Source organism: Massilia terrae (genome assembly GCF_024753145.1).
In the GTDB taxonomy this organism is placed as follows: Bacteria; Pseudomonadota; Gammaproteobacteria; order Burkholderiales; family Burkholderiaceae_D; genus Telluria; species Telluria terrae.
The window spans coordinates 337,546-353,711 of record NZ_JANUGU010000003.1; the positions used below are offsets into that span (position 1 = coordinate 337,546).

A 16,166-nucleotide genomic window follows, 5' to 3' on the forward strand; every position below is an offset into this window, starting at 1 on the left:
AAACTGCTTCCAGTTTAATTACGCAAGGTTTCACATGACAACTGAAGATATGTTGGTTGAGCGTTTCGGGGTTTTGCTCGACTTAGCACAAGTCGCTGAACTTCTTAAGAGAAAGAGTGCTGATAGTGTTCGGGTTGCGCTAAGCGGAAATACTGATCTGGCTCGCCAATTGTTACCCGCCAAAGTGAAAATTGGTCGGCGGATTCTTTTCAAAGCCAGCGTTTTAGCCAAGATTCTCGACAATTCTCACGCGCCGTCATGAGCCATAAAGCAACCGATTGGGCTTGGGGCTTGCAGCTTTCACCTACACTAAAATTTATAATGATCGCGCTTGCTCACGCGGCAGACGACGACGGTATTTGCTGGCCAAGTATCCGTCGGGTCGCATGGCAATGCAGCGTCTCGACTCGTACAGTTCAGCGAGCAATCCAAGAGTTCACTGTTAAGGGCCTATTAATTGTCACTAGCAGATTCTCGGCGACTGGTCGTCAGAAATCGAATGGCTATAAATTGCAACTCGACAACAAAGCCTACCATGACAAATTGTCAGCGTCCCCTACCATTATGCGAATCGACGATGACAGGTTGTCAGGGACGGGGGTGACATTTGATGTCAGAGACGGGGGTGACAATATAATGTCGCCCCTTGAACCAAAATATAAATCTTCAGAACAACCACCACTAGATGTGCGTACAGAAGTCAGTGGCTCACTGCATTTTCCTCCGGCCCTCACGACGGACGAACGAACGGCAGCCAGATCGATAGTTCTTGGGATCGACCAAGAGGTAGCGCAAGCGCTCCTAGATGAACTTTCGGCAACAATGGAACGACGCGCAATCAAGACAACCCCAATTCAATGGCTCGGATCAGTTGCTGAACGAGCTCGGAAAGGGCAATTTGAGCCCACGGGAGGTTTAGCAGTTGCAGCTAGGCGTCAGCAATTTCAGCCGCCTATAACTCATCAGCGTGTATCGTCCGAGACCTCATCTTCGTCAATTGCGATTGCACGCGCCGCCATTGCTACCGCAAAGGCCGTTCTCGCGAAAGCAAAGGAAGATCACGATGACTGACCATATTTATTCCCGGCGACGAACCGAAATCTGCAAATTATTAACGTGTTACATCACGTTAGGATGGGCGAGACTACCCAGGACCGTTGCGTGAGATACAAGAAGCAAAATCCGCCTACCTTCTGTTCAGACAAAGCTTTTTTGTAAAGCGAACGGTTCTATCTAGCGCCATGCATGTATGCTTGGGCAAAGGCAAGCAACAACAAGCACAGAGGTTAAATGTCTGGTCCACGAATTACTCACCCACCCTTTTTGGATATCCCTTATTTGGGTCTTCGCGCTGGGTTGTTACCTCGTCCAAACTTACTTCGGAGAAGGTGTGCTTGCTGCTGCCCTTGTGCTATTGGCAGCGATTGCTGCTTGGCGGCGTTGGAAGCTCAGACGCGAGAGGGCTGAAGCCAACCTAAAGATCGAGGAACAGATGCGTAGATTGGATGAAGTTCTGCGGCAGCGTTAAGCAGTACCGTACAAGGCAGCGTCGTATGTCTTGAAAAGCAGATTCTTGCATCGGTGGCAGCCGCAGCAGAGGCGCCACTGAGCACTGGTCTTACGACCTTCGACAACCTCCTAATGCCCCTAAAGAGTCAACACAACCTCAAAGATACATGCTGGAGCTAGCCTTCGGATACTGTTGAAGAATACTTTGATTGCTTGTACGACTGCCAGGAGTCGATAGCGGCGTACGTACTCTAAGTTTGATGTCTTAGAAATTCTAAGATGTAGTCGAAGCGAAGCGTGGGCATTCTGGTCCTGTGCCGCCATGACATTGGTACTCAGCTCTTCCCAAAGAAATGGTGAAAGACCCTTAGAAATTCTAAGGATAAGACTCGGGTGAGCACTAGGGCAGGATAGGTACAAGGTACCAGAATGTACGGCAGAGTTATCTCGGACATGAAATTCCCTCTACTAAATCAACATCAACTCAATGAGATATAGTTACCCAACACAGCGCGTTATTCGAAATACATATGGGTGGACATGATGCGAAAATTTAAATATGTGGGGAAAATTGACGAGAACACAAAAGTGCTCGGCAGCCCTTATGGACGAGTTAAAGAACTGCTTAGGATTGGATTTGAGACACATTTTACAGTGCCTGAAATTGCAAGATTTAATGATGGATCTCAAAAATCTAGCAGCTCGCCGCTTAGTGAGATAAGCTCTATCAGTTCTTCCAACGCTCACCCAGGCAGCATAAAAGACGCTGGCAGCGACTGCGAATAGGTAACTCACTGTCATTGACAAAAATGGCAGCTAGGCGTTGACTGCGCTATAAACTTTTGATCCTAAAATTGTTCTTCAATTGTTTAGCGCAGAAGATCAAAGTCCGGCTTGCGATGAAAGTAATGTCGAACTACAGTCCAATCAGATGAATTAGCTTTTCGTCAGTTTCGGCCCAAGATAAAGCACTTTCAGACGTGATGCATCATTTGGAACTGGCCATTCGAAATGCATTCTGAAAAATCGATGGCTAATCTTTCCGTGCCAGTGCGCAAATATTTTATGCCCTTGATTTTCTGGATCATCAAAGCTTAATTCGGTCACAAAGTCTCGCTGGTTTGTTACCGATTCACCTGAAAAAAGCGCTCGATCGCCTGTAAAAAAGCGTTCGACCACACTGCGTGAAATAGCTCCTTCAGATCCATCAGCCTGCCGCCCTTCCATATATTCATTCAAATAAGTAAGAAGAACAATTGTTCGATCGCGGATTGGACCATCGAAAGGCTCACGTGCTAGACGCGCATCTTCAAAAACAGAATCAGGAATCCATAACTTTGGGAACCGTTCACGCGCCGCGATGATAAGTTCTCGCCATGAAGTGATTTCAGGTGCTAGGGCGCGTGCAGCATTCGTCAACTCGACCAAATCCCAATAGTTCTCTACATTGTAGGAACCAAGTCGATCCTCTGGTATTCCATGCTCAACTGGCAAAGGAGTAACGGTGAAATTGACAGTACCACCGGAAAAACTGAATGACTGCCCATCTAACTGTGCCTTTACCCGTCGCCCTACCTCTCCTAGACCACCATCTGTTACGTCGACACCGAAACATTCAAAATAATCTTGTTCCTCAGGTTGTCTACTATCCTCTACAAACGGTCCGGCCTTCCCTAGCCACGCAAATATTGCTGCTCGTTGATCGCGGCTCGCTGATGCAATTGCTTGCCGGACCGTTTCACGGTCATTTACCGGCCGATCCGCAAAACACTTCACAACAAAAAAAGATTCTCTCAAAACGTTATAGCGTGCCCGAATTTCAAGAAACCCTTGAAGGATCTCTAGAAAATTCGCTGCATTTTCAAACTGCCCTTGAAGTGACGAATCATTGAGGTAGATCCGCATTGTCAAAACCACCCGGAAAGCTTAGCCAAATCCTTTTCCGACTGATCAAAAAACCCATTCGGCCAACTATCGATGTTTCCAGCGTTATCAACATTCAAAGCTCGAACGCCATGATCGTTCTCAGACGGCCCTGAAAAGAAGTGAATGCGTAGGTTTTCCGGGGGTAGTATCCCTTCTTTTACCGCAAGTCGGACGCCATTCAAAAAATGGTCGCTGTGCGTTTCAACTATGACTTGTACACCGGCCGCAGACATATGAGCAATTAACCTACCCATCTGCGACTGCGCAAAAGGATGAAGATGAGCTTCTGGACTGTCAATTATCACTACTTGTCCATCTCGAGCAGTCAGTAACGCAACTAGAATTGGGAAGGCATATGTGTAACCATAGCCCACGTTTGCAGGTCTACGCCATTCACCAAATTCTGCTGTGCGAAACTGCAAACTTGCCAATAAAACTGTGGATACAAGTTGAGCGTTTGTCCCCGCGCCTGGGAAAAGAGTCGAGAACCAAGCATCCATCTGCTTACGAAGTGAAGTCGCGGTCTCAGAAGGATGAGTTCGCGAAGGAGATATCTCGTCGTCCGCGCACTTTTCGTACCAATAGGCAGCAAAACGACCATCAACTCCTACATCAGGCACGTCGTCTTTAGTGAGCTCGGGCAAGGGAAAAGAGTCAGCGGTTCCCTCTCGAACGGAACTCAAATATGAAAGTGAAATTAACGTACCTTCAACGGATTTGGACTCCTCTGTAACTTTATCTTGTTGGCAGAGAGAACGAAAATTTTCTATTTCTAATTGCCGCTCACCAGAGCGTGAAGTCAGCATCCAGCTAACTTCCTCTATGTCGCTTGTTATCCTGAAACTAACGTACGGGTTCGAACTGTTTGCAGGCAATATATCGCCAAATGTTCCTAGTTTCACAAGTGGTCCGTTCAGCACAACTCTTTCTCTTAGAGACGAAGTCCTCAACGATTGGGTAAGTAACGCTAGCGGCTGTACTGCACTCGATTTTCCACCTGCATTAACACCCGTGAGCAAAGTTAGATTTCCGAAATTAATTTTCAAATTTGAAAAACATTTGAAATTTTCGACACTTAAGCTCGTAATCATTTTTTTATAACCTCTTGCAGTTTCTCTTCCATTGCAGCAAACCTATATTGTACTGCAGCGGTGCTGTTGGTTGAATATGTGATTGCCCGTGCGAATTGCTCATTTCGAACTAATTCAACAATAGCGTTACGAATCTCCATTTCGTTCGAATCGGAAATGCTGTCCTCAAAGTCAGACATGAGAACAGCGCACACTTCAAATAGAGATATGTTTATTACGCTTCGAACACTTGCGAGGCTTTGAGAGGCCAGCGACTTCCTAAACGCATGGTCTTTAAACAGTCTTCTATTTAAAGCCATCGCATTATCGAAAGAGCTTCGAAGCTGTTTTCGCTTTAATTCACCTATCGAGTCAAGACTCTTGAGCCCTTGTGCCAAAAAGCTGTCCATGTCCCCGGTTGTGTACTTTTGCCATCCGAGAAGCTTAAAAGAGCAAAATCGGTTAATCGCCTCACGGTCACGCATAGTTTTAGCGTTAAGCGAACCTCCTGTCGCTGAGCGGAACGCGTCAGATTCTGCTGCGCCCCGCAGCCATAACGTAGCCGGTCCGTTGTAAAGCGCATTTCGCATCTGTTGCCTAGTTAATGGCTCACCGCTATTTACTCGCTCAAATATATCCAATCTCGCTCGCTCAGGTGCTTTGGCATCAAGAATATACATCGTTAATTGAGTATCGAGAATTCTCTCTTGCAGATTCAGGGGCAGTTCGCCAAATATCTTTCCCTCAAGCACGTTAGCACGCACGGCCGTCCCGCTTCCTCCAAGCCCTGTCAGGCGAAAATCATTAGAAAGGAACCGAGATAAAGTAGTTAAGCGCTGCAGTCCGTCAACGACAATAATCCTTCCGTCCGCTGCTTCTGCCACATAAAAGACGGGAAGCGGAATTCTCATAACACAACTCTCAATCAACTTTGATTGTTTCGGAACCGGCCAAACAAAGTCTCTTTGAAATTCTGGGTCGAGAATATATCGTTGATTTTGTATGCGCTTGACGACTTCACTTACAGATCGCGTCTCTGTGCGGACAAAAACGGCATCAAGAGGATAATCGCCCCACCCGTCTGACGATTCGTCATCTACTCCCTCGACATCTGACCCAAAATTGTTTTGTTTCATAACTCATCCCGTCTTCTGAATATTCAGTTTAACGCCCACATTCTATTTATCAAACATAAACGAGTTACCTGAATTTCGGTTCATTTTTGCACAGATAAGCTGGTAAGCGGAACGCACTACTCCCTAGCTTAATTGGACTCACCATTTTTTTGCATCGCCAAGAGCCCTCTGCTAATGATCAAAAAGAGATCCCACCTTAATGCTCCTGAGGCGAGACATCGCATGTAGCTGATTGTTTCGTCAAGCCAGAGATGCATCATGTTCAATACGCAAACGGACATTCTCTTTAAAATACACTGTTTGCGATCAATTTCCTTCTTCGCTTTATTCCTTAGCAACATGACCGAAGGGTGACTTCGCGTGCATTCCCCAGGTCTCAATCCGATAATATTGTCATGTCACAATCTTGGGCTAGATGAACTTAAGGCGGACTCTCTGCCTTCGTTCTAACGGTTGGTAAATTCGAGGCATCATTGCCAACCGTGTAAAGCTAACTGTCGACTAAGCTCTTGCTTTCTTCGATAACTTTGTCACTCAGAATACGTTCATTCTGTAGTTTCAAACAGAGCTGATTCGAACTTGGCCCAAGCTACGCGACGTAGTTCAATCGCTTTCATGTTCTTTATCTCAGCTTCTTGCCTACCCTGGTTGAGCTTTACGATGAGGTCACGCTGAGTTGCGATATCTGGCACCGGAAACCGCAGACTGAGCAAGGATGGTTTGGAGATATTTTTCATAGTTGGCGACGTGCCAGTCAACTGTGTTTCGATTTGCTCTCGCACTGTCGGCAGCTTCATAACAGCAGCTAGAAATCTACCGTCTAAGAGACTATCTTCCTTGAAAATCACCCGAAAGAGCTTATCGGACAACATCAGTTTAGGACGTGTTTTCTCAACGTATGCACATGCGCCGACGTATCTTGTTACGTTGGCACGACTAATGATTACGTCCCCTTCTTTTACTTCGTAATGAGGTAAGGGTTTTAATTTTGGGGGAAGTTCCTTATTCTCCATCTCGTCGTAATAGCCGTAAGATACAGCTCCCACTTTCAACACTCCCCAGTTGTTCGGTGAAGCTGGATGGTCGAGACATTTTGGGCTCCATCCGTTCTCGAGGTCATCCACTAAGCTATCTAGTGCCATAACTGGCCATTTTGCGATCGAGTGGCCCGACTGTGTTATTGCTCGCAAGACACCCTCATGACTCCATCGCTCTACATCTTTGAATCGTGCAATGAAGACTGGACGATTAGGCAGTGGTGGAGGCGAAGCAATTCCGAGCTCGTCTTCGAAAATACGTTGGCTGGCTTGCGCGATTTTTGCGGCTTCGGTCTCGAGGACTTCAGCGTCATTTAAAGCAGTGTAGTATCCATCGAGCAAAGTTTTTTGCTCGCTCACGTCTGGTAACGGAATAGTGAGTGATTCAAATTCAGATGGTCGGACTCGAGCCTTCGTTGTGTTGCCAGATCTCAATCGCCCAACCCGATGTTTAAAGGCATCGGTTCTGATGACCATCCGTATAAATTCAGCAGAAACCTTAGCAGGGTCAACGTTGTAAACAGGATATTCTGCGCTGACAGCTAAGTGGTCGAGGCGATCTGGTACGACGCATAGCGATCCTTGAGCAACTCGAATTTTCGAAATAACCAAGTCACCGGGGTGAGCATAGAACAGAGGCCCTTTGTAGCCTTTTTTCTCTTCAGCAGTGCGAACATGCAAGACACCGCCAAACGTTATTTTTGCTATAACGTTTAACTCATCCAATGATGTAGCTGCTCGGTCAACTGGAGCAATTTTACGGCAGATAAAATCGCTTAATGGATGCTCTTCGTAAGCGCTCTTGTGCCAAACTTCACCATCTTCAATCCAACGTTCGATGTCCCTCCACCACCGGATTACGCAGTGGAGGGCTCCGGAAAATTTGGTATAGCCTCCTGAACGGCACCGTCCGTCACCCACTTTTCAAAGGTACGAAATTGCTCCAGAACTTGGGGAAGGTCGTTGGTCACGCCGTCGCCGGTATCCCCTGTGGACGTTATGCCGACGGATTTGGGTGCGCCCACGAATACTGGATAATCGAATAGCTCCCGAACTCGGGCCCAGAGCGCTGCGGTGTGAGCAGAGTCAACTTCTCGGTACTTGACCTTGAGCTGCGACATCAATGCCTCACCAGCTTTCGCAGCAACATTTAAAGCGGCTTGAGCTTCGCGCTTAAGTAGGGCCGCAGCCGTTTTGTTCTCGGCAGCCGCCGAGCCTTCCCACATAGGCCTGGGTTGTAATGTAGGCTCAACACCACGAGGGTAGGCAGGAGGCTCGCCACGTGTCCAAGTCGGCAGAACCCTAGTAACGCCCAAACTGCTCAGTTTGCTCAACAGTTCTTCTATGTCCTTGTCGTCGCAGGCTGCTATCCGTTTCGCATAGGCAGCATGCAGCGCGTTTCGCTGCTCATCAAATACTGGGTAAAATTCCTGTTCAGCTTTTTCCCATGCAGATTCCCAAGCCGCTGCTTCAACCTCAGTAAACTTTGTCATGAATACTAGCGAAGCCTTCACCGTCGCATCACTAGAACGGAACGTTTCTTCCGGCAGGCTAACCACAGCCATCAGCTTTGCCCGACCTTCTGCATAACGGCGCAGCCAAGCGAGCGAAGGATTATTCAAATTGCCGTCTGGAAGCACAATACCCATGCGCCCACCTGGCTTAAGAAGATTTAGGCAACGTTCGACAAATATAAGTTCAGTCGGTCGGTTGGGCTTGCCGTATCCAATGTCAAACAGGTCGAGGATGGGTGTGTCTTCAATTTCCAACTGTAAAAGACGATTGTGATTCTCTTCCCATGTCTCTCCATAGCGCTCTTTGCATGCGGCGATATATGTTGGGTCAGTCGGAATACGGGTTTCTTCGCTTCCCCCTAGCTTTTGATCTTTGCCAACATTAGAGCCGAAGGGCGGATTCGTAAGCACTACATCAAACCGGCCGTCAAATATACCGTTAATATCCACTAGGCCGTCATGATAGTGGATACCCCCATGCCCATCTCCATGCATTACCATATTCATTTTGGCAGTGCGTGCTGCACGGGCTTCTGCGTCCGTTCCATAGATGCATTTCCACGCAAGACGACCTACACGAGTATCAATCGGCTTGTTGTCGGGTCCACTAGGGAGCAATTCTAGATTGAGCTTGGCAAACGCCTCCTCGATTTGCCGCTCTTCTTCTTCCTCATGAAGTTTCAAAGCTTCTATACGTGCTCGCTCCGCGTCTTTCTTCGCCTTTATATCCTCCATAATCAGCGCGCGAACGTGCTCAAAGGTTCGAATGAGAAAGCCCCCGGAACCAGATGCGGGATCACAGACCAGTTCGCCTTCTGCAGGGTTCAGGAGGTCAACCATGAACTCAACCACGGGACGCGGGGTAAAATACTGCCCAAGTTCACCGCGGAATGTAGTGCCGAGGAAACGCTCGAAGGCCAAACCCTTAATGTCGTCGCCAGTCTTTGCAAGGTCAAAACGCTCCAACTCTTTGACGATACGGCGGAACGTGCTTTCAGAGATGTCAAGCTTATCGTTAGCCGTGAATAGCTCGTCAGCCTTGTAGAAATTCTTGGTGAGTTCAAATAACCCATCATGAACTTGTGGGTCATTGGGCATGCGCGATGCAGCCCGTTTATCAAGGTAATCCGTTGTAAAAGTCCCATGTAAACCGGAACGCTCGACGTACATTTTGATAAACAAGATCTTCGAGATGGTGTCGAAGGCTCTTCCAGGATCCATCTTGTGTACATCCCGAAGGATGCTATGGCATACAAACAAGAGGTCTTGGAATTCCTTGCGGCTAAAAGCACGTAATGATTCCTTGATTTCCTTTAGACGTTTGGCGTCTCCCCAATCAGCGGCCTTCGGTATCTCATTGATTGCCACGAAGCCGCCTGGCAGTCCTGGTAAGAGCCGAAATACTGAAGTGTGACGGATATTGGTGGCAACAAAGAACTCGCAGCCCGAGGCACGAGTGTATGACTCGCCTTGGTAGTAGTCACTTTGTTGAATTTCAATACTGTCAGTTTTGCACTCGACTACGAGCACTGGCGACCTGACCGGCTTAGCGTTCTTATCAGCGACGGATTGCCATACGACTATGTCGGCACGAGGACTTTTATGGCCATGTTGCGTGCGACGCTCTTGATCCATCTGCCCTAAATCGTAACCATAGTGGTCGACTAAAACACGTATAAAATTCTGACGTACGACCTCTTCAGGCTTTGTACTGACATCTCGCCATTCTTTGCGGAGCGGTATCCAAAGCCAACTGCCGACTTGATGCAGAGTGTCCGGTTCGGTTGGGAACGGTGTAGATGGAAGGGTGGAGGGCTTCTTGGGATTCTTGGTCATTATTTGAACTAACTCAGGCCTATACACACAACGGCGCTTAACAGGCTCCTAGTCGATTTGCTACTGATCAAGGAGCCCAACAGTGAGCGTCATTTTCCACCCTATCGTCATCGAAGCCAAGCTGAAATCGTCTAGCAATGGCACATCTGAGAGAGAGAGACGTAGTCAAGGATGCAATAGTTGTATTTTAAGCAACCTTCAGGGTTTTGGCGCGTGGCTTGCTAGGTCATCGAAGAACAGTTCGATCCACTTCCTCAGAAAACCACTGAGTTGCCTCACGACAAAAGTTTCCTTTATGAAACTATGCCGATCTCTGTTCCAGATAGTATTTTTCGCGAACAGCTGCGATGCGCTGACCTGATACTTCAGTTACACATTCAGTACATCCATCAGTTCTTTCCTCTTCCGCCAACTTACGGTAACTTACTGATATTAAAATACTTTTCATTTCGCTCGATTACGGTAAAATTCTTCTAATAATCAAAGACATACTGAATTCTTAGCTAATTTGTAATCATCAGGTGACCCGTTCGATTCGGGTAGCCGGCACCACAAAATAGCTTTGAAAACAGTGCCTTAGACTTAGTCGGTCTAAGGCATTTGTCTTTCTGCATCCACAACTCAGCTAGGATGGCCGTGGCCACGACCTCGCGAGAGAAGACCTACTCGCAGATTGCCACGATCCCAACCGCCTGGCGCGTAGAGTTCCTTACAGACTTCCTAATGCGACTTCCCACTATCGAGAGAGGTGGCCCCGCAACAAAAGATGATCTGCGTAATATCGTCGCACCCGACATGGGTGGCCGTGGGCCATACCCTACCGATACCCTAGCGGTAGGCGCGATGGTGTGATGCCGTCTGACAGCGCGATGCGCAACTGTCCGTGACAACCATTGGCAGCGGACTTGACGCTATCGCGGGCTTGATCCCATGCGACGAAGACACGTCGGACGTGTTCCAGGAACAGGCGTCCCGCGCGGATCAACTGCGTGCGGCGGGTGGTGCGAACGAATAGGCGCGAACCGAGTTCTTCCTCCAACTCCTTGTTAGTGCGAGACAGCGGCGACTGGTCAATGTGCAGGCGCTCGGCAGCGCGAGCGAAGCTGAGTTCTTCGGCAACGGCAATAAAACACCGGAGATGCCTCAGTTCCATTTTGTCCTCCGCAGTTCAACTAGGTTTCATCACTTCACTTTGATGACCACCTTGCCTTTCGCCCGCCCCGTCTCAACGTAAGCCAAAGCCTCCGCTACCGAGTTAAATGGGAATATTCGATCCACGGCTGGCTTGATGACGCCGGACTCAATCAGAGAACTGATTTCACCCAGTTGACTCCCGCTTGCCCGCATGAAGACAAAGGTGTATTGGATGCCGCGCCGCTTTGCCTTTTTTCGGATGCCGTGGCTCAACAGGCGTAGAACCTGCTTGAGCGGCCAAGCGAGCTTCTGGTCGGCCGCGAACTCTGGCGTGGGCGGGCCGGAGATGGAAATGAGGTGGCCGCCCGGCTTGAGCACTTGGAGCGATTTCTCCAGTTCGTCGCTGCCGAGGCTGTTCAGCACCACGTCGTAGTCGCGCAGCTCGGTGGCGAAGTCCTGCTTCTTGTAGTCGATGACGACATCCGCGCCCAACGCCTTGACCCACTCAACGTTGCTGGTGCTGGTCGTCGTCGCGACGAATGCGCCCAGATGCTTGGCCAACTGGATGGCGATGGTGCCCACGCCGCCGGAGCCAGCCTGGATGAATACCTTCTGTCCCTTCTTGAGCTTGGCAGTTTCGACCAGCAGCTGCCAGGCCGTCAGGGCGACCAGCGGGATCGAGGCCGCTTCCTCCATGCTGAGGTTGGCGGGCTTGTGCGCCAGCGACCCTTCCTTGACGGCGATGTATTCGGCGAAGGTGCCGATCCGGAAATCGTCCGGCCGCGCATAGACTTCATCGCCCAATTTGAACCTGCGCACGCGCGGACCGATCTTGACGACTGTGCCGGCCACGTCGTGTCCCAGCACCAGGGGCATGCGATAGGGCAGGATAGGCTTGAACTCCCCGTTCCTGATTTTGACGTCGAGCAGGTTGACGCTTGCCGCGTGGATCTGGATCAGAACATCGTCATCCCGTAATTCGGGTTCCGGTACTTCGGCAATACGGCCGACTTCTTTCTTGCCGTAGCGGTCGATGGTGAAGGCTTTCATAGAAGGTCATTCCTTTTTTCTGAGTGCTCGAGCCGGTTGCACGTGGCGTTATTGCGCAAGAAAGGCCAAGGCTTGCGCCACGAAGTCTTCGTGGTACTGGAAGATGCCGCCATGCCCGGCGTCTTCGTAGATCACGAGCCGCGCGTTCGGAATCCGCCGCGCCATGTCGCGGCTCAGTGCGGAGGGCACCATGATGTCGTTGTCTCCATTGGCGATCAGGACAGGCAGGCGCAGGCGGGATAGGTCTTGTGACGCCTGCCGTCCCCAGTCCTTGATCGCCTTGAGTTGGCGAAGGAATGCACTAGGTGTTGGCCCCTTGTCTCGGTCGGCCTTGCGTTCCTTCAGACGCTTCAGAAACGCGCTCGCTGCCTGCCGACCGTTCGCCGTCGAGGTGAAGAACAGATAGGACTTGGGATCGCGCAGCGTCAGCAGGCCCTTGAGCATCAGCGGCCAGGACACGGCGCCCACGCGGTCGATGCCCGAGCCGCCTGCCGGGCCTGTGCCCGTGAGGATGAGCTTGCGCACGAGGTTCGGCGCTTTCAACACCACGTCCTGCGCCACGAAACCGCCGAGCGAGAAGCCCAGTAGATCGACGTGCTCGAAACCCATCGCCCGGATGAGCGCGATGGTGTCGCTGGCCATCTCGCCCACGGTCACCGGCGCGGTGCCGCCAGAGGCACCGATTCCCCGGTAGTCGATGGCAATGACGCGGTGCTTGCGGGCCAAGCCATCCACGATGCGCGGATCGAAGTTATCGAGCACAGCGCCCCAGTGATTGAGCAGCACCAAAGGAATGCCGTCCTGCATACCCAGTTCGCGGTAAGCGAACGTGGTGCCATCTGCCTTGATCAGATGGGTCTGTGCTTTGGCATAGGGCATTGCCGACTGCGGGGTTGGGTTGAAACTGCTCATTTTTTTGATTCCTTGGAATCGGCCTTCGCGCGTGAAAGTCCATGACTGCACGGCAGCGGTCAGGACTATGCCCGGTAACGCTCGGCCACATGTGCTTGTCGAATGTCCGAAAGCAGCCCTTGACGCGCACCGTCCAACGCAGTCCAGCGCTCGGCCATGTGCAGCGGCGGGATCGTGACCAGTTCGCGGCGGTCGAAACCGACCAATGCCGCATCGACCAGTTCGCCGACTTCCATCACGTCGGTCAGCGTGTTGACGTCGATACCGGCGCGCTCCCATATCTCGGTGCGGGTGGCCGCCGGTAGCACCGCTTGCACATACACGCCTTTGGACGACAGTTCGTGATTCAGCCCCTGTGACAGGAACAGCACATAAGCCTTGGTGGCGCCATAGATCGACATGCCGAACTCGGGAGCGAAGCCGACTACGGAACCGATGTTGACGATCGAGCCGGCGCCCGCCTGTACGAAGCGCGGAGCAGCGGCAGCGGCAAGCCGGGTCAGCGCGGTGGTGTTGAGCATGACCAGGCGTTCGATGCTATCTGCCGTCTGCTCTACAAACCCCCCCGCCTGGGCCACGCCGGCGTTGTTGATCAGGATGTTGATGCTGGCATCGTCACGCAGTCGGGTTTCGACGGCAGCCAGGTGGGCCTGCCTCGTCAGATCGGCTGGCAGCACGTCGATGGCAACCTTGTGTTCGCCGCGCAGGCGCTGCGCGAGTGCGTCCAGACGCGCCTCGTCGCGGGCGACCAGAACAAGATCGTGGCCGCGCTGCGCGAGGCGCTCGGCATAGGTTGCGCCGATGCCGGTCGAAGCGCCGGTAATCAGGGCGCTGGAGTGAGTGGTCATGTGAGTGTTCTCCGTAGATCAGGGACGCCGGGCCGCAACGACATAGCGTTCGGCCCGGCGCCTGTTTGCTTACCTGGCCTCGGCCAGCGTGGGGTAGTCGGTGTAGCCCGCCGCACCGCCGCCGTAGAGCGTGGCCGGGTTGAGCTGTGCCAGCGGCGCGCCGCTCTTCAACCGTTCGACCAGGTCAGGGTTGCTGATGAACTGCCGGCCGAAGGCAAACAGGTCAGCCTTGCCCGCATCAAGCTGGGCGGCGGCGAATTCCAGGTCGTAGCCGTTGTTGGCGAGGTAGGTCTGCTTGAAGCGGCGGCGCAGCGCGTCGTAGTCGAATGATGCCACGTCGCGCGGGCCGCCTGTCGCACCCTCGACCACATGCAGATAGACGATGCCCAGCGTGTTGAGCTGTTCGGCTATGTAGTCGTACTGCGGCTGCGGATCGCTGCTGAAGATGCCGTTGGCCGGCGACACGGGCGAGATGCGCACGCCGGTGCGATCGGCGCCGATCTCCTTCGCTACCGCGGCGACGACTTCCAGCAGCAGACGGGCACGGTTCTCGATGGAACCGCCGTAGGCGTCGGTGCGCTGGTTGGCCCCGTCCTTGATGAACTGCTCCAGCAGGTAGCCATTGGCGCCGTGGATCTCCACGCCGTCGAAGCCGGCGGCGATTGCGTTTGCCGCAGCCTGGCGGAAGTCGTTCACGATGCCCGGCAGCTCGTTCAGTTCGAGGGCGCGCGGTTCGGAAACGTCGGCAAAGCGGTTGTGGACGAAGGTCTTGGTCGCTGCACGGATGGCCGACGGTGCGACTGGCGCGGCACTGCCCGGCTGGACGTCGACGTGCGACACGCGGCCCACGTGCCAGAGCTGTACGACGATGCGCCCGCCCTTGGCATGTACAGCGTCCGTGACTTGGCGCCAGCCGGCGATCTGCTCGGGCGTGTATAGACCGGGAGTGTCCTGATAGCCCTGGGCCTGGGCCGACACCTGGGTGGCCTCGGTGATGATCAGGCCGGCAGAAGCGCGCTGGGCATAGTAGATGGCGGCCAGTTCGCTGGGCACCAGGCCGGCACCGGCACGGTTGCGGGTCAGCGGCGCCATGACAATGCGGTTGGCGAGCGTCAGAGGCCCCAGTGTGTACGGCTCGAAGAGTGCTTTCTTGCTCATGTTGGTATTCGTTCTCGTGAATGGATGGACGTGCGGCCGATGCTCGGCATGCGGCCGCCGAAGAAGGTCAATGGCTGCGCCCGCGCAGTCACTCCGCCAGGAACTGGATGGCGTGCTGGAGGAAGCGCCCGGGGTACTGGAACTGCGCGCCGTGGCCGGCGTCCGGGTAGATCAGCAACTGAGCGTTGGGGATGTTCTGCGCCAAGTGCCAGGAGTTGATCGTCGGAATCATCACGTCCTTGACCCCGTTGAGCACCAGCGTGGGCTGCTGGATGGCATTCAGGTAGGCGTAGGGGTTCTCAGCAGCCAGCGGCGTCAGGTAGGCGGCATGGGCTTCGGCCTGTGCCTGGGCGACCGCAGCGGAACTGGGTGGGTCTTGATCGGCGCGCTGGTGGCGGCGCTCCCAGAAAGCCAGTCCAGCCTGCTTGGCGGCTTCCGAGCGCCCGAAGAACAGGTAGAGGAAATCTTCCGCCGTGGGCACCGGACGGGGGGCGACTTCGAGCACCTTGGGCTCCATGTTCGGATCGCCGCCGCGCAGCCCTGTGCCCAGCAGCAGCAACTTGCGCACGAGTTGCGGATGGCGCAGCGCCACCTCCTGCACCTGGAAGCCACCGAGAGAGAAGCCCAGCAGATCCACCTGCGACAGACCCAGCGCCTGGATCACCCGCGCAATGTCGTCGGCCATGTCCTCGATGCGGTTGCGCGGGGTGCCGCTCGACGAGGCGATGCCGCGGCCGTTGAAGAGGATGACCTCGCGGCCTTCGGCGAGGCCATCGGTCAACAGCGGATCCCAGTGATCCATGCCACCACGGAAGTGCTGCACGAAGAACAGCGGCGGATGCGAGCGGGAGGCGTTGCCCCAGCGGCGGTAGGCGAATTGGTCGCCATCGACCTCCACGAACTGGGTGGGTGCGGTCAGGTGCGTGTTGCTCATGATCAAGATCCTTTCAAGTGATGTCCCCTTAATGATGACGATCATAATCTAACCTGTCAAGACTTTGATGGTGATCGACATCAATGTATAGTGTTAGCTCCT

Annotated in this window: 12 protein-coding genes and 1 pseudogene; 2 read left to right on the forward strand and 11 right to left on the reverse strand. The window is 52.7% G+C overall.

The genetic code is table 11. The features are described from left to right. The first annotated feature begins 34 nt into the window (after positions 1-34). Positions 35-262: a DNA-binding protein gene (locus NX778_RS12405; protein WP_258812050.1), complete on the forward strand. Its 228-nt coding sequence runs from the start codon at positions 35-37 to the stop codon at positions 260-262. Beyond that, positions 259-1,071, forward strand: coding sequence for a helix-turn-helix domain-containing protein (locus NX778_RS12410; protein WP_258812051.1), 813 nt, complete (start codon positions 259-261; stop codon positions 1,069-1,071). The genes NX778_RS12405 and NX778_RS12410 overlap by 4 nt, the downstream gene beginning before the upstream one ends. Before the next feature lie 1,374 nt (positions 1,072-2,445). Here the strand turns inward: NX778_RS12410 and NX778_RS12415 are convergent. From NX778_RS12415 to NX778_RS12465, 11 genes and pseudogenes are all read right to left on the reverse strand, one after another. Further along, positions 2,446-3,414, reverse strand: a complete 969-nt coding sequence (locus tag NX778_RS12415; RefSeq protein ID WP_258812052.1) for a hypothetical protein — start codon at positions 3,412-3,414, stop codon at positions 2,446-2,448. 2 nt (positions 3,415-3,416) lie between these two features. Beyond that, complete coding sequence (locus NX778_RS12420; protein ID WP_258812053.1) at positions 3,417-4,526, reverse strand: AAA family ATPase; 1,110 nt, start codon at positions 4,524-4,526, stop codon at positions 3,417-3,419. Further along, positions 4,523-5,641 carry a DUF262 domain-containing protein gene (locus NX778_RS12425; protein ID WP_258812054.1) on the reverse strand — a complete coding sequence of 373 codons (1,119 nt, stop codon included), beginning with the start codon at positions 5,639-5,641 and terminating at the stop codon, positions 4,523-4,525. Before NX778_RS12425 ends, NX778_RS12420 begins: the two co-directional genes overlap by 4 nt. A gap of 545 nt (positions 5,642-6,186) precedes the next feature. Further along, the gene (locus tag NX778_RS12430) at positions 6,187-7,404 is read right to left on the reverse strand and encodes a restriction endonuclease subunit S (RefSeq protein ID WP_258812055.1); all 1,218 of its coding nucleotides are present in this window, start codon (positions 7,402-7,404) and stop codon (positions 6,187-6,189) included. 131 nt (positions 7,405-7,535) lie between these two features. Further along, positions 7,536-10,028 (reverse strand): type I restriction-modification system subunit M, encoded by a 2,493-nt coding sequence (locus tag NX778_RS12435; RefSeq protein WP_258812056.1) that lies wholly within the window; start codon positions 10,026-10,028, stop codon positions 7,536-7,538. A gap of 832 nt (positions 10,029-10,860) precedes the next feature. Continuing rightward, positions 10,861-11,181: pseudogene (locus NX778_RS12440) on the reverse strand (LysR family transcriptional regulator); the annotation flags it as partial. Between the two features lie 29 nt (positions 11,182-11,210). Next, positions 11,211-12,212, reverse strand: coding sequence for an NADP-dependent oxidoreductase (locus tag NX778_RS12445; RefSeq protein WP_258812057.1), 1,002 nt, complete (start codon positions 12,210-12,212; stop codon positions 11,211-11,213). A gap of 48 nt (positions 12,213-12,260) precedes the next feature. Next, positions 12,261-13,124, reverse strand: coding sequence for an alpha/beta fold hydrolase (locus NX778_RS12450; RefSeq protein ID WP_370661330.1), 864 nt, complete (start codon positions 13,122-13,124; stop codon positions 12,261-12,263). A 65-nt stretch (positions 13,125-13,189) separates the two neighbouring features. Continuing rightward, positions 13,190-13,972 (reverse strand): SDR family NAD(P)-dependent oxidoreductase, encoded by a 783-nt coding sequence (locus tag NX778_RS12455; protein ID WP_258812058.1) that lies wholly within the window; start codon positions 13,970-13,972, stop codon positions 13,190-13,192. A gap of 69 nt (positions 13,973-14,041) precedes the next feature. Further along, positions 14,042-15,130, reverse strand: a complete 1,089-nt coding sequence (locus NX778_RS12460) for an alkene reductase (protein ID WP_258812059.1) — start codon at positions 15,128-15,130, stop codon at positions 14,042-14,044. Between the two features lie 88 nt (positions 15,131-15,218). Then, positions 15,219-16,064 (reverse strand): alpha/beta fold hydrolase, encoded by an 846-nt coding sequence (locus NX778_RS12465; RefSeq protein ID WP_258812060.1) that lies wholly within the window; start codon positions 16,062-16,064, stop codon positions 15,219-15,221. Positions 16,065-16,166 lie beyond the last annotated feature (102 nt).